Source organism: Acidovorax sp. LjRoot66 (assembly GCF_964253305.1).
GTDB lineage: Bacteria > Pseudomonadota > Gammaproteobacteria > Burkholderiales > Burkholderiaceae_C > Acidovorax.
Genome location: NZ_CAXUQU020000002.1, coordinates 214537 through 230191, shown reverse-complemented (window position 1 = coordinate 230191; position 15655 = coordinate 214537). Strand labels below are relative to the sequence as shown.

Genomic DNA, 15655 nt, shown 5'->3' with positions numbered 1-15655 from the left:
GGAGGCTCCGACCACATTTCTGGAGCCGATATGCAGGCAGAACAAGCCGAAGTGCAAATCCGATTGACCGTCGACGTGACCTACTCGCTCAATGGGGAGACTGCTGCCACCATGGCAGCGCTGCTCCCAAGACTGTGCGAACAGGCCATCGGGGACGGAATGCTTACAGGGGGCACCTTCGCGACCGTGGAGAGCCACGAGGTGACCACAAAACTCATGCCGGCGCTGATGAGCGAAGAGGCAGTGGCGGACGCCTGGGCCGGGCGATCACCGCCAACGCCCTGATCGAGCTGCCACATTCTTCAACCCCTGCCGGGGACGCCCCGGCGGGGGCTCCTACGGCAACACCGATTGGAATTCAAATGAAACACCAACTGTCTCAGCCGAAGGCAGGCCGCAAGTGCTCGGCCCAGCCGCGTACCTCGGCCGCACAACTCGAGGCGGCGCTCAAGGCCCTCAACTCGCTGATTGAATGCGGCCACGAGTATCCCGACGCTCACACAAAGGTCGCGCTCACCCGGGGCGTCGATGGCGACGCGCTCACCGCGGCCTACGATGCCCAGGGCGTGCGCCCGTGCGGCCAGTGGGCTCGGGCGCCGAGCTGACTCACGCATCCAACCAACAAGGTCTACTCGCGCGCCGGTGCGCGTCTGACCAACATGCGAGAGAACTGTGGGCCAGCGGCCCACAGCGCTTTCCAAAGCTGCCCATGGTGGATAGGGCGCCTTTGGAAAGAGCTGACACAGTCCGCGAATGGGCTTGACCAGTGAGGCGAATATGGCAAATTCATCTTCAACAACCCCGCCTCACATCACACACTACAGACACTCATGAAACTTCACCGCTTCCTCGTCGTCCTCGCCGCATGGGCCGTACTGGGCACCGCCTATGCTGACATCACCGGCCGGGTCGTTGGCGTGCTTGATGGCGACACCATCGACGTGCTGGTCGACCACAAGCCTGTCCGCGTGAGGCTGGGCCAGGTCGACGCCCCCGAGTCCCGCGCTGAGTTCGGCACGCGCGCCAAGCAGGCCCTGTCCAAGGCAGTGTTCGCGAAGGTGGTGCACGTGAAGACCAGCGGCACCGACCGTTACGGTCGCACCATAGGAACCGTCCTGGTCGATGGCCAGGACATCAACCGCCTCATGGTGGCGCAGGGGATGGCCTGGGTGTACCGCCAGTACCTCACCGATCAATCACTGCTGGATGTTGAAGCCAAGGCGCGCAAGGGCAGGGTAGGGCTGTGGGCCGACCCCAATCCAGTGGCTCCATGGGAATGGCGCGCGCAGCGCCGAGGCCATGCCTCATCTGGCTGGTAGGCTACGAAGATGTCCAAGACACCATCAACGGACACGCCGCTGCCGGCGTACGGGACTATCCATGGCGGCAAGTTCGATGGTTGGGCCTATTCGTTTGTGGCTTTCCTTACCCACCCCACCAAGCCCACCCTGGTGCGCCTGCGCGCCACGCCGCCAGGTTGGCCGTTCCCCTCGACCGTCGACATGCCCTACCCGTTGAATGCAGTGACGTTCATGCCACCGGCTGGCGCAACAGCTCCTTCAGCTGGTGCGCTGGCTCGCCTTCAAAAGGCCGCAGCCAAGTAGCTGGCGGCCAGCACCCACCTTCACGTGCACACGCCTCCGGCGGCGTAAAAGTTGGAGGTGCCAAGCGCAAGCCGCAGGTGGCTCACTTCTTCAGGCGGCACTCGGCTGGGTTGCCATTGACGGCAGTTATTACCCACTTGTCGCCCTGCTTGTGAAGAAGTGCCGACCCCCACCCCATATATTGGCCGGTCGTACCCTTCGAATCGAACATCAAGCATGCCGACTTACCATCGGCTGACTCGATTACGTCACCAAATTTGGTGGACTCCGGATTGACCAACTTTTTGCGGAGATCGGCTTGAATATCGCCGCCCTTCGATGCCGAACCATCTTTTGAACTCTGACCACAGGCGGCTATTGCCGCAACTGCCAAGACGTAAATTAAGAACTTCATTAAATCCCCCTTCGATAATCCAATTATATCGCAATCGACGCCGTCGCCAATAGCCCCTCGGGCGACCATTTCAAGGTGCTCATTCAAAAACCCCGGCCGTAGCCACATTGATTTGCTTTGCTATTAATGAACAACGCAGGCGCCATTGGAACCGAGAAGCACGACGCAGGCGGTGCACAGCGCCGGGACATGCACATTCAGTTGTCGAATCGATTCCAGTGGGCGCTGAAGTCGATGTGCGGGGCGATGAGCTGCAGCGGGTGGGTCACTCCGTCGATCTTGCGTTTGCGCGAGGCGTCGGCAGAGAGGTCGAACTTCAAGCTGCTGCGGCCGCGAGCATGCGGTGGCTCGGGCTGTAGCAGAGGACTCAGCTTGAGTAGGTGGGTTTTGAGAGGTCCTAATAGCGGCAGTGAGGCGTTTAAGAGTTAGAAGTGTTTGGTGTTGGGGCCCCAATCAATCAGTTGCCCATCACCTGCATCTAACTGGTCGGGGCCGGGGATTGGTTTATAGGTGCCTGCAACATCATCGTCCTCCACCCCATCGGAAGCCGCCGTTTGGTCCTTAGTCTCCTCGACATTCAGCAGCACGATCAGCCCAACGATGACAGCTAGGATCAAAAGGCAGGCAATTATTTGAAGTGCGCCCATGAGATTCTCCCAATTAAATTGTCTGAATTTTGCTCACTCGAAATACCGGTCATCTGCGTAATTATAAGTAATTGATCTGATTTGATGAAAACAAATTGCTACTGTATGGTGGCATCTCGTACCAAGGGCTGGCGACATCTGGAAAGCCTGGCCGTCGCCTTCAATCAATCGCTCGCGGGCATTTGCAGCATTATCCTGGATGAGATCGCCCGGGAATCGATCCGTAGGGCGTGGTCGTCCTGAAAAGGCGCGACTACTAGCGGAGCAGCACGATCCCGATGGATCGGTGCCGGCCGCATCGCGGTATGAGCAAGGGGCAGCCTAGTGCCGAAGCGTCGTGCCCATCGTCGCGTCTGCTGCGGTCGCCACCGTGCCGTCCGCTTCCAGGACACCAGCCAACATCAGATCCACAGCGGTCTTTGCCGCATCGAGACTTGGGTACTGGGTCTCCTCAGTTGCGCCGGCTCCGAAAAGCGCAGTGGCCCAGGTGAGCTTGAGAATCCGCAGGCCTTTTGGTGTGAGGGTCACGGTGCCGTCGGGAGAGGTGCTGATTTCTTCGGTCATGGTGTCAATTCCTGGTGATCTTTCGTACAAGCCTACGCCCGAACGAGAAGGCGTCAAGTCGCGAAAAATGGGAGATGCTCCCCCGGTCGGGTCGTTTAGGGGGCCAACGGGGAGGCCTGGCGCGATAAGGTGGAAACGTCATCTCCCACAAGGCAATCCATGCCCTCCGTACGAAGCCCATTCCACAATCGCATCTGGCATTCGCCGACCTTTCTCACCGCTGCAAAGCGCGAGTCCATCCGCACCGCCTACGCGGTCGCGATCGTAGCCGCTGCCACCGCATCCGCATCTCTCGCAGGCGCCGATTTGTATGCGTTCAAGACGCAGATCGCGGTGGTCGTGAATGGTTTCGCGGGAGCTGGGCTGCTCTGGACCCTTTTGACGGCCAAGACCGGCGCAGGGCAGGAAGGGGGGCTCGCGCGGCAACGCGCAAACCTGCTGTTCGCCTACATGGCGCTGCTGCGCGTGCCCACGCTGATCGGCTGCATCCTGTTTGCAGTGGCTACCCGGCGCACGTGGTCGGATCCGGTGGTGGACATGCCCGCAGTGGTGCTGATCGCATCGGTCCTCGTCATCGCAGGCCTGTACGGCGCGCAGCGCGTGGTGTTGACCAAGGGGCGCAAGGCATGCTGAGCACCGACTACGAACTTGAGGGCAGGGCAGCGCTCGTGAGCCTCCCCGTGGGCCCTGCCGGAGCCATGGAACGTGTTCTCGTGTGCATTCACCAGAGCGACGGCGCCACGCTGGTGGTGCTGAACGATGCCGGCGGCATCGTGACATCGCTCGCGATCTTCGGCGACATCTCGGAGAACTTGCCTCGGCAAGTAGCGTTCAGGGAGGTCGGTGAATTCGCGCCGCTTTCGCGCTCCCAGGCCGGCCTGTTACTGGGCAGCCTCAGTGCTGGAAAGCACGGCCCACTGACCATCGCACGCGCAACCCTTGCGTTGGGGAAGGGCGTGAGCCACGTGGCCGCCCTCGAACATGCAGTCAGCGTGTCGAGGGCCTGCTCCGCGCTGGCCAACTCGCTCCCAGGCCTGATCCAGATGAGAGGATTGAACGACCACGCAATCAACAACGTCGGCTATCAGCTGGCCGCAGCCTGACCGAAGGTACCAACAGCCGCGCCGACCAAAGTGACATCTATGCCCACCAAGTATCGGCCCATGGACCGCACACTTCTCCGTCTGGCCGCTCTGCGAGCGATGCTTCACACCGGCTATGCGGTCACAGGCTTCATCGCAGCGGCCGCACTCGTCTCGCCGTATCAGCTGGGCCCGTTCGGATTCTGGGTCCAAGTGTGCATAGTCTTCATGGGCTATTGGATTACCTCGAATCTGTTGGCTTATTGGGCAGCGCGGACCGTGTACCGCCAGATTGGCACCAGACACCCTCTTCGGGCCGACTTGCTTGTAGCGCTCATGAAGCTTTTCAGAGTCCCAGCGCTTCTTGGCTGCGCGGGCATCGCTCTTGCATCTTGGCAACGCTGGTCGGAACTTGCTTTGGAGGCGCCGGCCACTGTACTGCTGACTGCGCTTGTGGCATTTGGAAGCCTCTACTGGGCTGAGCGCAACATGATTTGCGATGAGGCTTAGATGGTTCCCCAGAACTACTTGCTCTAGCCGGGCATGTGCTGCATGCGCACCTCATGCGCTAGCACAGTCCCCTGCCTCGATCGTAGAATACTGCTCAGCGTCACGTACCCCGTGAAGTAGCGCATGTTTGCGCACCCCGACCGCACCTGGGCCACCAAGTCGCAGTCAACACTGCTGCCCTTTGGCCAGATCTGACCCCGCCGGATATCCCATCCCCACGTCGTTCTGACTGGCCCGCCGCAAGCTGGTCCTTTCACGTTCCCGAGCTGCCCCTGTCTCCAGGCGCGCGGCAAACCACCACCCATTGGGACCTGTCCCATGGGCCAGGTCCCTCCATTTTTTGGAGAACCTGCATGCGTCCTCAGTTGGACCTCATTTCTCAAGCGACCCACGGCATTTCCGCGATTCTTGCGGTCGAGTCTTTGGTTCCTGGCAGCTACGGCTACGAAAACGATGACGTTGGCTGGCTCGTCGAAGCTGAGCCAGGCGTCGAATCCAGAACGCTGCTGGTCGACGGCCAAGCAGTGCTCCGCACCATTCGCGCTGGCGTGGACAGCATGACCGTCTCGGTCTTGGCGGACCTGCCGCCCGACATTGCCCTGGTGCTGCAGGCCCTGGGCCAGGAATCGCATCAGCTCACCCTGACCGAAGAGGAGTTCGACCATCGAACATCCGGCCTCGATGGAATCTGGTGCGCTTGGTCACGCTTCAACCGCGCACGGCCGGGAGAGGCGACCGCGCTCACATCAGAGGTGCTCGCACTCGCGCAAGAGTGGGATCGCGCCCGCCTGGCCTGCTTCAATGGCTCGGCCAATGGCGCAGTCCTCATGATCGCGCTTGAGCGGCGCCTAAGCAAACTGGTGAGCAGCGGGCGCGGGCTGACCAAGGTCATTCTGCATCCGGACCCCCGCGGCTCGGCTTTCACCATCGAGGTGGAAAGCGTCGAACACCCAGCAGAGGTGAGGGCGCTTGGGCGCAGCTGGTCGGTGGGCAGGAAGCCGCCTATGGCCCCGACTGCGACCACCGCAGAAAAGCGTGGCGTGCCGAAGGTGCGCGCTTCCAAGTACGCAGTGCGGCCGACCAAGGTCGACCCCGCTGTTCGCGAAGCTATGGCGGACGCGAGCATCGATGGCACAGAAGTCCGACTCGCTGAGCAACTGGACAGCCGGCTCTACGCCAAGGTCAATGCCTTGCTCATCGAACTCGGTGGACGTTGGCATACCGGCAGGCAAGCGCACGTCTTCGACCATTCGCCGAAGGACAAGCTTGCCGGCATTGCAGAGACAGGCACGGTGCTCACACGCAAGTGCTACGAGTTCTTCTGGACGCCGCCGGAGCTCTCATCACGCCTGATCCAGCTGCTGGACCTCAAGCCTGGCATGACCATGCTTGAACCGCACGCAGGGCAGGGTGCTCTGGCCATGGCCGCTGCCGAAGTCTTGGGCAAGGATGCGATCACCTGCTACGAGCTCATGCCGGAGAACGTGTCGCACTTGCAGCGCCTGGGCTTCAGCATTAAAGGCCCGGCGGACTTCCTGGAGGTCAAGCCAGGCAAGCTCTACAGCAGGATCGCAGCGAACCCCCCGTTTTCAGGAGGGAGAGACACGGTCCACATGCGGCATGCCTTCCAGTTCTTGGAGCCGGGCGGCCTGTTCGCGGGCATCACGTCAACGCACTGGGTCAAGGCCAAGGACGCACCGAGCAGGGCGTTTGCACAGTTCGTCGAGGAGCATGCTGTCCACGTCGAGGAACGGCCTGCAGGGGAGTTCTCTGCGGCCGGCACGGATGTGCCGACCATGCTTGTGCTGCTCAAGCGGCCGAAAGAAACGGCCCACGCCTCGGCGAAGGTGACCACCGCTCTCCGCTTCGAGCCAGCCGATCAGCTGGCGCTCTTTGGCTGACAAGCCAGATCAGAAATGCCCGGGACTCTCGCAGTCCCGGGCTTTTTTTTCGGCAACTCCAGCTTGTCCCGACGGCGGCTGCTGCCGCCGACACCGCCATCAAAGGTACTAGCGGAGCAGCACGATCACCTTCACTGGCGCCGGCAGAAGGCACCCCGAACAGGGGCGCCAGGTATGCCAGGCCAGGGCGCCGTTACCCGCGTTTGGCTCTGACGTAGAGCTGCTTGAGCCCGGGGCCCGACGGTGGACGATCCTCCAGCTCGAGAACGTCGCTCATGGATCGGACCAAATCGGAGAGCTTCTTGAAACCATACAGGCGCGAGTCGAAGTCCGGCTGCAGTTTCGAAAGATATCCCCCAAAAGCGCCCAGGTGAGCCCATCCAGCGTCGTCGCTGGTCTGCTCAAGGGCAGTCAGGAGGAATTGCTTGGGCACCTCGGGCTTTGGCACGACCTGGTCGACCACGATGGGCTTGGTGGCGGGCACGGACGGGGCCTCGCTCTCCGCGGCCGCAGCCGGCGGTACCAGGTCATTGCCGGGCCGCAGGATCTCGGTCAGCACGAAGCGGTGGCAGGCGTTCCGGAAGGCCTCCGGTGTCTTGCTCTCACCAAAACCGATCACCTGCAGGCCTTCTTCCCTGATGCGCATGGCCAGGCCGGTGAAGTCGCTGTCGCTAGTCACCAGGCAGAAGCCATCGAAACTGCGCGTATACAGCAGATCCATCGCGTCAATGATCAGCGTGCTGTCGGTGGCGTTTTTCCCGGTGGTGTATGCGAACTGTTGCACCGGCTTGATCGCGTGGCGCTGCAGCACTTTCTTCCAGGCAGCGCTGTGCGGGGAGGTGAAGTCGCCGTAGATCCGCTTTACGACCGCCTCGCCAAGGCCGGCCACCTCCGTGAGCAGGCTCTCGATGACGGCAGCCTGGGCATTGTCGGCGTCGATCAGTACCGCCAAGCGCATGGAGTGGTTGTCTGCCTCGTGCCTCACGGGGTTTCGGTTCTGATGGATCATGGTGGTTAGCGTCTAGGTAGTGCTATCACGGAACCTCTACTGCACCCTCCTGCTAGGTCCGCCGTGCCCGACCAAGTGAGGGCTGGACATGAGGGACTGCAGGCAAATTGGGGCCCAGTCGCATAACCGGGAATAAAGGTAGCGAGCTGTCGTACAAGCCGCAGTAATCTTGGCGAGGTGTCGAACAAATGTTGGAAAGCTAGCTACAGACTTCCCGGTTGGCAAGCTGACAAGGTATCGGCGGAAACAGCAGCAAAGCTAGTCACGCGTCGGCAAAACAGCCCTCGTTGACCTTCGGGTGTGCGAAATCGCCCTAAAGGTCTTGTTTCCTTGCGGTGTCTTGCGAACGCCTGGCATCACCCTTCGCTTTTTCTTGTGCCGCGTTCACATCGGCCGCGAGCTGGGTGCCTTCTAGTTCAACCGAAAGTACGACCGTCGGCAGCTGATTCAGGCCAGCAACTTTGGCGGTGGGCTGCATGCGCATTTCCTCGATCTTCAAAGACTCCGAAGGACCAGCCACCTTACAGGTTTTGATACTGATATCGGCGCTACTGTCCGGCTTGAACGTGTTCGACTTGCAGTCGAAGGCAACTGGTTTGTCATTGTCAGCGGTGAGCTTTTCTTCTAGCGCAGATTGCAGGGAGTTAAAGGAGCCATCGACGTTGGTCTTAAAGTTAAACACATCGCCCTTGTCGTTGACAGACGCCATGAAAGTTCGCTTTCCCCCATAGTATTCCATGTCGAACATGTAGGTTTGCCCTGAAATCTTTTTGGCATTCTTTATCTTTGAGATGTTCGTGCCAATCACGAGATCCTTCAACGCAATAGGTTTGTCCACGAAGGACTTGTTTGCCGCAGCTGCGGCAGGGGCCTCAATGGATGCACTATCTGAACAGGACGACAACACGAAGCTCAATGGTGCCAGTAGAATCAATGAGGAAAATTTCAGCATCTTTAGTTTTTAATCAAGTAAACCATATTCCAATTTTCAAACGAAACTACAGCGGCGTTGATCTCAAAGCTTTCCATCGCATTTGAATACAGGGGCTGAATTATCCGGGACGGTGGTCGTGCAGGAAATGACGCCACCTCTTTTCAGAATAAATTGATCGACCTTCACTCCATTGCTATTGGTAGTTTTAATTGACGTAGAGGCCTGCATAAGTTCGCTCAGCCGCTGCTGAGCGTCGTCCCGAATGGTCGAATCCCATTTTTCAAGAGCAGTCGTTCGCAAAGCCTGCACGGCAGTCGCACGTTCCGCGCTCTTCTTACTTTCCCACAAACGAATGTCAGGGTGAGTAGGGTTGTCAATTGCAACATCACCTGCTGAGTTGCACAGCTCTTTGTTGGCGATATGGCCGCGTGCCTCTGGAAGTCGTGTGGGTGGCTCCGCCAGAGCGGCGGCGAGATCGCTAACTACTGACACATAGCGTTGGTGAAGCGGAACACGTGACGCGTGTACAGCCGCCTCATAAGAGTCGACGAACAGAGACGGCTTGTCGTGGCCGTGGGCGGCAATCTTCTGCATTGCCCACTCGACTTGGCGCTTACATACAGCTGCCTTCTGGCGCTCATCCCGCTCGAGCGGCGTTTGACACGCTGTTAACGCGAGCAGTGGAAGAACAAGCATTGGTGCGCTAACTATCCGCTTGTGAGGGGCTTCAAATCTGATGGAAAACTTCATGAAAAGGGGCTTAGCAACTTGCTTATGGATACTTTTCGAGAGGTGCAAGTGTCAGATTGCACAACTCGTAGAAAGGGAAACATCATCCCTAATTTGCTCTCATTAAGGACGGTCGGGTGTGAACTCGGCGTAACCTGGAGCGCCTGGAGAACGCCCCCTGGTGAGCTCTGCAATAATATGCTCTTTATGCCTTGCTCTATCGGCGTTGAAAGCTGCACGCCTCTTTTCATCTCCGCTCTCAATCATCGCACTCACCAGAACACAGGAAATGAATGCAATTATCAAAAATGCTACGAACCAAAATATCCCTGACGGAAATGCAAGCATGTATATCGCCACGAGTACCAAACCAGTAACCCCAATGGGCAACATCGCGCTCGACCCTTGGAACGTGGCGTTGGGGAGGTAGCGCTCAGCCCTTTCATCCAGCACTTTGGCGGCGCCTGTGACGACAGATTGGGCCTTGGCGATTTCCAGCTCCTCGCTTGTGGCGGGGGGCTTGCCTGGAAAGCTGAGTAGCCAGTGGTAAGCAGCCAAGTCAGTTACCACGGCGTGTATGGTTTGTCCCGCCTCGAACGTTAGCTTGACAGTGAGCTGCGTGTTTATAGATTCGACAGAAGATCCTGCAGACGTTGTCGTTTTTGCTCCTGTAGTGCCGCCGACTAACGCACCGACGCCGCCAGCCACTAATCCGCCTACAACCGCTCGGCCGAGGACACCAGTCGCATTCGATGTTGTCGTAGCGTAGCTGGTCTGGGACACCACTGAAGTGCTCGAATCAAGAAGGAGATCCACGCCGGTGAGCTGGTCAAGACGTTTGCCGTCGATGAGGTGTGGGCCATGTGTACCGAACATCCGCGAGAAGGTGAAAACGCTGCCGTTCTCATGGTCGACCGGTCGAATCGACTTGCTGTGCTGGGTCATGGCCGCTGGATGTGGATTGGATGTGAGATCTTGTAACGCAGAGCATAGCTTTGCTTGACGCACTGCGGTAGACCTGAATGGGCTATTCCCGTAGCGTCGGAAAGCGGAGTTCATTGGGGGCGGGTGGTCTCGGCGCCTTGTTGGGCCTGGCATTTCAGCCACATGTAGCCGAAGGCTGTGGCACTCAGCTATTCGGCGATCGCTCAGCAGTCAGCAGGCTCGCCTGGGACGCTGGAACCTAAGAGGCTTGCGAAGTTGCCACCGACGGACACTTGAAATCTGAGAACGAACCAGATATGATATTTAGTTAATTAGCTAACTAGTTAACATAAGAACGATCGTATCTAGTGCCGAGACCGCTCATGGGTCGTAATGTTCCGCGCGGAACATGCAGCGAAACGGTGGCACCTCGCGATACACCGACGATTTTTGTGCTGCTCCGCTAATAGCGGGCTAGCGCCCCGTCAGCTGTTCGACGGCAGAGAACTTGTTCAGTCAAACGGAAGAAACGCCGCTCAGCAAGGCGGTTTGCCAGCGATCTGACCGTCTCCTCAGCAACTTTTCTGCCGATATGAAGTTCTCCAACTTCTTTTCCGATTCTTCGCACGCTAACCAACATGACTTCCGCTTGTTCGTCTGGTAACCAACATACCTCCCAAATCAGCACTCGAAGCTGGCTCCTGCAATAAGGGCGGTCGCTTGCGTGACTGCATGGAGTATGCATAAAGCCTTGGCGTTCGGATGGTGTGAGCCTCTCGGCTGCGCAGCCCGCATATGGTGCGAAGCAGCAGCCTATCGTCTGCGCCACGGTAGCTGGCTGATCGTGCTAGCTCCTTGTTTTCCGGTTCTTTGCAGTAGGCGATACAGCATTACGGGTTTGGCTCGGCGGCAATCGATCTCGCAGTTCGTTGAGACAGCGACCATGTCATTGCTGCGCTCGTCAAACTTTGCCTGAGCGGATCTTTCCTCGTCCCGGGCGGCTTGCAGGTCTTTGACTTAGACCTGCCTTCTCCGCCTGCAGGGTGCCTACATGGAACTCGAACTCTCTCCAGCGAATCAGACGAGGACTTTGCGGATTTTCGGCTCTGACTCTCCGACTGAAGCGCTAGGCGATTTGAATCCTGGCGCGCCCGATACACTTCCGCGTTCAGCCGGCGCTCCTGAGCCTGGACGCGCTCATCCAGGCGCGCGCGTTCGGCCTGGGGCTTTGCCTCATTGAACTCTTGCCGTCGACGGTCCGCATCCGCCGTCAAGCGCAATTGCGCACCTTCAGATCGAGCAGTTGCCAGGATCTTCTGGCAATTTGCGACCACCGCCTTCAGGGGCACCTGGACGGTCCCTGCCCCGTGGTCACGCCGGCGATCCAGGCGCGCAAGGGTGCATCGATGTGCATCCTGTCCGACAGCACGGCTCCGGTGCGGCCGGATGCGGCCACCGTCGAGCGAACGGCCGACCTCACGATCGCCTGCAAGGGCTGCTAAACGCGATTGTGAGAGCGCCGCAGCATTGAAAATACAGGCGATAGCACGCCTACACTGTGACCACGCTGCCGGTCTGCGCCAGTGCGGGGGAACACGCGCTTTGGGGCATGGCGTGGCGAGTTGCGGGCTCGACAGGACTCCAAAACCGTCTCGACCCAGGAACCTTTGATGACGCTTTCCGCAGGGGCGCGCAAAGGAGCCCGCGATGCAGCCTCGACTCCAGCACGCCGTCGCCGCTGTCGAAGGCCACGGCGATCAGGCGCGTCGCCGATCTCTCGATCATCGGGAAAGGATAGCTGCACGTGATCGTGAAAGAGATTGAAGCCACGGATCCGCCGCGCCAGCGCATTTCCAGCTAGCAAAGGGAACGCCCGATCGCGAAGCGGAGCAGACACTGCAGTCATCAGCAACCATTGCGTGCGACATTTGGTTCAACTCAGGCTGTTCCAAGCAAGGCGCGCTCCCGTGACGTACTCGTGGGTTCCCCGGAGTTCCTCACCGGCTACACCTATCTGCATCACGATGTTGCGGCGCGCCCTGTCCAATGTATTGACAGGGCTCGCGTGCAACACCTTAGGGTGTATCAACACGAGCGAGCCAGGCGCACATTCCGCACAAACGCCCGACCTTTCGTCCAAGCTCGGTCGTATCGCCGACGCCTGCTCTGCGATGGCGGCCTCATCCGTGATCAGGTGCGAGCCCGGAACAAAGCGTGTCGCACCGCCCTCTTCTTTCATCCCGTCCAGGCACACCATGATGCGCAGTTGGCGGGACGTCTTGGCGGAGAGGTACTGGTTCGGAAAATCGCGATGCCAACTGATGCGCCTTCCCCATCCTGGGTGCTTGATGGTCGCGTTGATGAGGTGGGCGACCAGTTCGTCCGTTCCGAGCGCATGCCGGGCCGCGCCGATGCTGGAGTCGTTGAACAAATCGCCGAACAGGGAGGAATACCGCGCCAGGTTGCCGGCAATGAAGACGGCGTCTCCGACGTTCGCGGCCCCCACACCGTTCCGTCCCGCGTCCGACAAGTCCTTCTCGAACACGAAGTCCGCCTGCAGTTCGGACTCTTTCATGTCGCTCGTCAAGTCAAGAACGCGCCGCAACTCTGCGCCCATGACACCCAGCGCCTTGGCGCTGAACGCAGATCCCGTGACGGCAAAACCGTTCGCTTCATACGCATCCTTCTCGAACATTAAGGCCCTCCTTACAAGCCGTAACAACAACCCGACCTTTGGGCGATTCGCATCGTATCGAAGCTTTCCGACACTGCAGTTGATGCAACGCAAATGCGCATCAATCTCGTTACGATCTTTATTTGAAAGCACCATGAAAACAAAAGTTGGTGTTTCGATGCTTCTGGCCACCCTTGTGGCCTCTGTGGGAACCGGCGTGTCGGCCGTGGGTACCGGCGCCGCGACTGCGCCCAGCAATCTACCGATAGATGTGGTGACCAAGGTCTGGACCGATGCGAACTACCGTTCGGCCCTGCAGGCTGCGCGCACCGATGAATCTGATCAGCTAAACCAATCTTGGACTATCAGCTCACCGACAAAGAGCGCCTTGGGGTGTTCTGTGTGAAGCTTAAAAGCAGCAAGTTTTCCTCTACCCTGTGGAAAACTCCCCGCGGCCCATCGAATGTTGATAACCCGCTTACGAGACCCAAGGGCGCCGGGCAGCGCGACGATACCTGGCTGGAATTGAGCACGAGCCCAGTCTTCTTGGGCAAGGATCAGCCAATCGTTCGAGCGCTCTTCTGCGCAAAGTAGAACCACTCGTTGCCAGGCAGCGCCCCCGGATTCGGGAAGACCACAAAGCCATCGGCAGGAGCTTTCACTTCGCGGCCATCGTGCCGCAGCCCGATGACTTGCCCGGCCACCACGGGATCGAAGCTTTTCCACGGTTGGGCAAAGCGGTCATCGCCATGCTCGCGATCCACCACGTCCTCAAGTCGCAGGACCTGGAACTTGGACGCTGGCGGCTTGAGCGCAAGCGCTGTCAACCCCAGCACGGCCAGTGTCTGCCGGATCGCACGGTAGGCCACACCGCGACCGCCTCCGGGTCGATGCTGTCCGCATTCCAGCGTCACGCCGTAGCCGCCACGCGAGCGCATGTACTCGGACGTGCCGATGCCGTACCCAGTGTCCAGCAGAGCGGCATTGGCAGACTGCTGGGCCCGCTGGCGCCGCTGAACGCCCCGGGCATACACATCCATCCAGCCCTCCACCACGCGCCGAGGCTCGAGGTGCGCGACCAGACGCTCCTCTTCCTGCGAATGCTAGAAAGGCTCCAGGGTGCCGGTGTTGTTGGTGGGGCCGACCATGGTGAAGGGCTGCCCCGGGGTGTGAAACGAGTGCAGGTCGAGCAGCACGTCATGCGCGTCCAGCAAGGGGCATAGGACATTCGCAATCTGGTCCTCGTAGTCGGCAGGTTGGGCACCGACACGCAGATTGCGGTTGAGGTTGCGGTCCCCTTGCCGGGTGCGCTGCTGATAGGCGTAGGGATTCGTCACCGGCACCATCGTGAGGACACCACGTTCGATGCCGAAAGCTCCTGCGTATTTCGGAGTTCCTGGACACCAAGTTCGGCACCGTTGACTCCTGCCCGTCGCTGCACTTGAGCTTGATCCAGTCAGCCCGCTTTCAATATGCGCCAGGACACTGTAGCCATCGAGTTTGAGTTCGTAAAACCATGCTCCAGGGTCAGGAGGCAGGCCATCCACCAGGGTGGCTAGTGTGCTGTCCCGCTGATACGTGAGCAAAGTCGATGCAGCTTTTCGAGAATCGAATCAGCGGTGGCGGTCCACTTGAAAGGCTGGCAGTCAACATTGTGGGCTGCGACGAATTGATCGATGCGCTGCACGAGTTGTTTGACACTGGTGAAGGAGCCGCGGCGGATCGCCTTGTCGGTGATCAACGCGAAGAAGCGCTCGACCTGATTGAGCCATGAGCTGTAGGTCGGGATGAAGTGCATGTGCCAGCGTGGCCGACTCGCCAGCCACGCCTTGATCTTTGGGTGGCTGTGGGTGGCGTAGTTGTCAACGATGCAGTGGACATCCAGCTGGGCTGGAACGGCCTTGTCGATCTCGCGCAGGAATGCGAGGAACTCCTGATGCCGGTGGCGCGGCTTGCATGCGGCCAGCACCGCGCCGTTGAGCACATTCAGCGCTGCGAACAGCGTGGTCGTGCCGTGGCGCTTGTAGTCGTGGGTGACCCCTTCGATGTAGCCAAACCCCATGGGCAGCATCGGCTGCGTGCGCTCCAGCGCCTGGCATTGGCTTTTCTCGTCCACGCAGATCACCAGCGCGTTGTCCGGCGGACTCAGGTAAAGACCGACCACGTCGCGCAGCTTCTCGATGAAGAACGGGTCGTTGGACAGCTTGAAGCTCTCGGTGCGATGCGGCTGCAGCCCGAAGAGCTGCAAGTAGCGCTGCACGCTGGTCTTGGAGATGCCAGTTTCAGCGGCCACTGTGCGCACGCTCCAGTGCGTCGAGCCGTTGGCAGGCTTGGTGTGCAGCGTCGTCTTGATCAGGTGCGCCACCCGCTCGTCGTCGATAGTGCGCGCCGGGCCAGGGCGAATGTCGTCGTACAGGCCGGCGATACGACGCTCGATGAAGCGCGTGCGCCACTTGCCCACCGTCTGCTTGGCCAGCCCCAGTCGCGCGGCGATTGCGTTGTTGGCCTCGCCTTCGGCGCTGGCCAGCACAAGGCGCGCGCGGTTGCTCAATGCTGCCGACAGCGAGCGACTGCGCGCGAAAGACTGAAGCTGCAAACGCTCTTCGTCCGTCAGCACCAACTCGGCCTTGGGTCTGCCTGTTCTCATTGCGGTATCTCCGTTGCAAGATACCGAAAAGGTATG

General features: G+C 59.6%; 22 protein-coding genes. 10 read left to right on the top strand and 12 right to left on the bottom strand.

Annotation, left to right across the window (positions count from 1 at the left end; translation table 11 throughout):
• The first annotated feature begins 30 nt into the window (after positions 1 to 30).
• The 4 genes from ACSQ3Y_RS33425 to ACSQ3Y_RS33410 all read left to right on the top strand — a co-directional run bounded on the left by ACSQ3Y_RS33425 (position 31) and on the right by ACSQ3Y_RS33410 (position 1604).
• A complete protein-coding gene (locus tag ACSQ3Y_RS33425) occupies positions 31 to 285 on the top strand; it encodes a hypothetical protein (protein ID WP_436180345.1) in 255 nt (84 codons plus the stop codon).
• Positions 286 to 362: 77 nt separating this feature from the next.
• Complete coding sequence (locus ACSQ3Y_RS33420; protein WP_436180344.1) at positions 363 to 605, top strand: hypothetical protein; 243 nt, start codon at positions 363 to 365, stop codon at positions 603 to 605.
• Positions 606 to 830: 225 nt separating this feature from the next.
• Positions 831 to 1319 carry a thermonuclease family protein gene (locus tag ACSQ3Y_RS33415; RefSeq protein WP_436180343.1) on the top strand — a complete coding sequence of 163 codons (489 nt, stop codon included), beginning with the start codon at positions 831 to 833 and terminating at the stop codon, positions 1317 to 1319.
• A gap of 9 nt (positions 1320 to 1328) precedes the next feature.
• Entirely contained in the window at positions 1329 to 1604 is a 276-nt protein-coding gene (locus ACSQ3Y_RS33410; RefSeq protein WP_436180342.1) for a hypothetical protein, read from the top strand.
• Positions 1605 to 1686: 82 nt separating this feature from the next.
• Here the strand turns inward: ACSQ3Y_RS33410 and ACSQ3Y_RS33405 are convergent, their stop codons facing one another.
• The 4 genes from ACSQ3Y_RS33405 to ACSQ3Y_RS33390 all read right to left on the bottom strand — a co-directional run bounded on the left by ACSQ3Y_RS33405 (position 1687) and on the right by ACSQ3Y_RS33390 (position 3209).
• Positions 1687 to 2085: a hypothetical protein gene (locus ACSQ3Y_RS33405; protein ID WP_436180341.1), complete on the bottom strand. Its 399-nt coding sequence runs from the start codon at positions 2083 to 2085 to the stop codon at positions 1687 to 1689.
• 110 nt (positions 2086 to 2195) lie between these two features.
• Positions 2196 to 2318 (bottom strand): hypothetical protein, encoded by a 123-nt coding sequence (locus tag ACSQ3Y_RS33400; protein ID WP_436180340.1) that lies wholly within the window; start codon positions 2316 to 2318, stop codon positions 2196 to 2198.
• Positions 2319 to 2423: 105 nt separating this feature from the next.
• On the bottom strand, positions 2424 to 2645 hold the full coding sequence (locus tag ACSQ3Y_RS33395) for a hypothetical protein (protein WP_436180339.1): 222 nt from the start codon (positions 2643 to 2645) through the stop codon (positions 2424 to 2426).
• A gap of 321 nt (positions 2646 to 2966) precedes the next feature.
• Positions 2967 to 3209 (bottom strand): hypothetical protein, encoded by a 243-nt coding sequence (locus ACSQ3Y_RS33390; RefSeq protein ID WP_436180338.1) that lies wholly within the window; start codon positions 3207 to 3209, stop codon positions 2967 to 2969.
• A gap of 159 nt (positions 3210 to 3368) precedes the next feature.
• Here ACSQ3Y_RS33390 and ACSQ3Y_RS33385 point away from each other — a divergent pair, with 159 nt between their 5' ends.
• The 4 genes from ACSQ3Y_RS33385 to ACSQ3Y_RS33370 all read left to right on the top strand — a co-directional run bounded on the left by ACSQ3Y_RS33385 (position 3369) and on the right by ACSQ3Y_RS33370 (position 6702).
• Positions 3369 to 3842: a hypothetical protein gene (locus tag ACSQ3Y_RS33385; protein WP_436180337.1), complete on the top strand. Its 474-nt coding sequence runs from the start codon at positions 3369 to 3371 to the stop codon at positions 3840 to 3842.
• The gene (locus ACSQ3Y_RS33380) at positions 3836 to 4312 is read left to right on the top strand and encodes a hypothetical protein (protein WP_436180336.1); all 477 of its coding nucleotides are present in this window, start codon (positions 3836 to 3838) and stop codon (positions 4310 to 4312) included. The genes ACSQ3Y_RS33385 and ACSQ3Y_RS33380 overlap by 7 nt, the downstream gene beginning before the upstream one ends.
• 60 nt (positions 4313 to 4372) lie before the next feature.
• Positions 4373 to 4801, top strand: coding sequence for a hypothetical protein (locus ACSQ3Y_RS33375; RefSeq protein WP_436180335.1), 429 nt, complete (start codon positions 4373 to 4375; stop codon positions 4799 to 4801).
• Between the two features lie 353 nt (positions 4802 to 5154).
• On the top strand, positions 5155 to 6702 hold the full coding sequence (locus ACSQ3Y_RS33370; protein ID WP_436180334.1) for a hypothetical protein: 1548 nt from the start codon (positions 5155 to 5157) through the stop codon (positions 6700 to 6702).
• A 193-nt stretch (positions 6703 to 6895) separates the two neighbouring features.
• On the opposite strand, the gene ACSQ3Y_RS33365 is transcribed toward ACSQ3Y_RS33370, so the two are convergent.
• From ACSQ3Y_RS33365 to ACSQ3Y_RS33350, 4 genes are all read right to left on the bottom strand, one after another.
• Positions 6896 to 7711: an NYN domain-containing protein gene (locus ACSQ3Y_RS33365; protein WP_436180333.1), complete on the bottom strand. Its 816-nt coding sequence runs from the start codon at positions 7709 to 7711 to the stop codon at positions 6896 to 6898.
• A 313-nt stretch (positions 7712 to 8024) separates the two neighbouring features.
• Positions 8025 to 8663 carry a hypothetical protein gene (locus ACSQ3Y_RS33360; protein ID WP_436180332.1) on the bottom strand — a complete coding sequence of 213 codons (639 nt, stop codon included), beginning with the start codon at positions 8661 to 8663 and terminating at the stop codon, positions 8025 to 8027.
• Between the two features lie 63 nt (positions 8664 to 8726).
• Positions 8727 to 9395: a hypothetical protein gene (locus tag ACSQ3Y_RS33355; RefSeq protein WP_436180331.1), complete on the bottom strand. Its 669-nt coding sequence runs from the start codon at positions 9393 to 9395 to the stop codon at positions 8727 to 8729.
• Between the two features lie 102 nt (positions 9396 to 9497).
• The gene (locus ACSQ3Y_RS33350) at positions 9498 to 10319 is read right to left on the bottom strand and encodes a hypothetical protein (protein WP_436180330.1); all 822 of its coding nucleotides are present in this window, start codon (positions 10317 to 10319) and stop codon (positions 9498 to 9500) included.
• Between the two features lie 1223 nt (positions 10320 to 11542).
• On the opposite strand from ACSQ3Y_RS33350, the gene ACSQ3Y_RS33345 reads away from it, so the two are divergent.
• Positions 11543 to 11800 (top strand): hypothetical protein, encoded by a 258-nt coding sequence (locus tag ACSQ3Y_RS33345; RefSeq protein ID WP_436180329.1) that lies wholly within the window; start codon positions 11543 to 11545, stop codon positions 11798 to 11800.
• A gap of 431 nt (positions 11801 to 12231) precedes the next feature.
• Here the strand turns inward: ACSQ3Y_RS33345 and ACSQ3Y_RS33340 are convergent, their stop codons facing one another.
• Positions 12232 to 12993, bottom strand: a complete 762-nt coding sequence (locus ACSQ3Y_RS33340) for a phytanoyl-CoA dioxygenase family protein (protein ID WP_436180328.1) — start codon at positions 12991 to 12993, stop codon at positions 12232 to 12234.
• Between the two features lie 133 nt (positions 12994 to 13126).
• Between ACSQ3Y_RS33340 and ACSQ3Y_RS33335 the strand changes: the two genes are divergently transcribed.
• A complete protein-coding gene (locus tag ACSQ3Y_RS33335; protein WP_436180327.1) occupies positions 13127 to 13378 on the top strand; it encodes a hypothetical protein in 252 nt (83 codons plus the stop codon).
• Between the two features lie 151 nt (positions 13379 to 13529).
• Here ACSQ3Y_RS33335 and ACSQ3Y_RS33330 read toward each other — a convergent pair whose 3' ends face one another.
• The 3 genes from ACSQ3Y_RS33330 to ACSQ3Y_RS33320 all read right to left on the bottom strand — a co-directional run bounded on the left by ACSQ3Y_RS33330 (position 13530) and on the right by ACSQ3Y_RS33320 (position 15619).
• Positions 13530 to 14012, bottom strand: coding sequence for a hypothetical protein (locus tag ACSQ3Y_RS33330; protein WP_436178357.1), 483 nt, complete (start codon positions 14010 to 14012; stop codon positions 13530 to 13532).
• Positions 14013 to 14075: 63 nt separating this feature from the next.
• A complete protein-coding gene (locus tag ACSQ3Y_RS33325) occupies positions 14076 to 14309 on the bottom strand; it encodes a hypothetical protein (RefSeq protein WP_436178356.1) in 234 nt (77 codons plus the stop codon).
• 218 nt (positions 14310 to 14527) lie between these two features.
• Complete coding sequence (locus ACSQ3Y_RS33320) at positions 14528 to 15619, bottom strand: IS630 family transposase (protein WP_436180137.1); 1092 nt, start codon at positions 15617 to 15619, stop codon at positions 14528 to 14530.
• Between the last annotated feature and the right edge of the window lie 36 nt (positions 15620 to 15655).

What these genes read in the sequence shown, in the direction of transcription:
- ACSQ3Y_RS33425 (WP_436180345.1), top strand. Translation starts at nt 31, where the DNA reads ATGCAGGCAGAACAAGCCGAAGTGCAAATCCGATTGACCGTCGACGTG.
- ACSQ3Y_RS33420 (WP_436180344.1), top strand. Translation starts at nt 363, where the DNA reads ATGAAACACCAACTGTCTCAGCCGAAGGCAGGCCGCAAGTGCTCGGCC.
- ACSQ3Y_RS33415 (WP_436180343.1), top strand. Translation starts at nt 831, where the DNA reads ATGAAACTTCACCGCTTCCTCGTCGTCCTCGCCGCATGGGCCGTACTG.
- ACSQ3Y_RS33410 (WP_436180342.1), top strand. Translation starts at nt 1,329, where the DNA reads ATGTCCAAGACACCATCAACGGACACGCCGCTGCCGGCGTACGGGACT.
- ACSQ3Y_RS33395 (WP_436180339.1), bottom strand. Translation starts at nt 2,645, where the DNA reads ATGGGCGCACTTCAAATAATTGCCTGCCTTTTGATCCTAGCTGTCATC.
- ACSQ3Y_RS33390 (WP_436180338.1), bottom strand. Translation starts at nt 3,209, where the DNA reads ATGACCGAAGAAATCAGCACCTCTCCCGACGGCACCGTGACCCTCACA.
- ACSQ3Y_RS33385 (WP_436180337.1), top strand. Translation starts at nt 3,369, where the DNA reads ATGCCCTCCGTACGAAGCCCATTCCACAATCGCATCTGGCATTCGCCG.
- ACSQ3Y_RS33380 (WP_436180336.1), top strand. Translation starts at nt 3,836, where the DNA reads ATGCTGAGCACCGACTACGAACTTGAGGGCAGGGCAGCGCTCGTGAGC.
- ACSQ3Y_RS33375 (WP_436180335.1), top strand. Translation starts at nt 4,373, where the DNA reads ATGGACCGCACACTTCTCCGTCTGGCCGCTCTGCGAGCGATGCTTCAC.
- ACSQ3Y_RS33370 (WP_436180334.1), top strand. Translation starts at nt 5,155, where the DNA reads ATGCGTCCTCAGTTGGACCTCATTTCTCAAGCGACCCACGGCATTTCC.
- ACSQ3Y_RS33365 (WP_436180333.1), bottom strand. Translation starts at nt 7,711, where the DNA reads ATGATCCATCAGAACCGAAACCCCGTGAGGCACGAGGCAGACAACCAC.
- ACSQ3Y_RS33360 (WP_436180332.1), bottom strand. Translation starts at nt 8,663, where the DNA reads ATGCTGAAATTTTCCTCATTGATTCTACTGGCACCATTGAGCTTCGTG.
- ACSQ3Y_RS33355 (WP_436180331.1), bottom strand. Translation starts at nt 9,395, where the DNA reads ATGAAGTTTTCCATCAGATTTGAAGCCCCTCACAAGCGGATAGTTAGC.
- ACSQ3Y_RS33350 (WP_436180330.1), bottom strand. Translation starts at nt 10,319, where the DNA reads ATGACCCAGCACAGCAAGTCGATTCGACCGGTCGACCATGAGAACGGC.
- ACSQ3Y_RS33340 (WP_436180328.1), bottom strand. Translation starts at nt 12,993, where the DNA reads ATGTTCGAGAAGGATGCGTATGAAGCGAACGGTTTTGCCGTCACGGGA.
- ACSQ3Y_RS33335 (WP_436180327.1), top strand. Translation starts at nt 13,127, where the DNA reads ATGAAAACAAAAGTTGGTGTTTCGATGCTTCTGGCCACCCTTGTGGCC.
- ACSQ3Y_RS33330 (WP_436178357.1), bottom strand. Translation starts at nt 14,012, where the DNA reads ATGGATGTGTATGCCCGGGGCGTTCAGCGGCGCCAGCGGGCCCAGCAG.
- ACSQ3Y_RS33320 (WP_436180137.1), bottom strand. Translation starts at nt 15,619, where the DNA reads ATGAGAACAGGCAGACCCAAGGCCGAGTTGGTGCTGACGGACGAAGAG.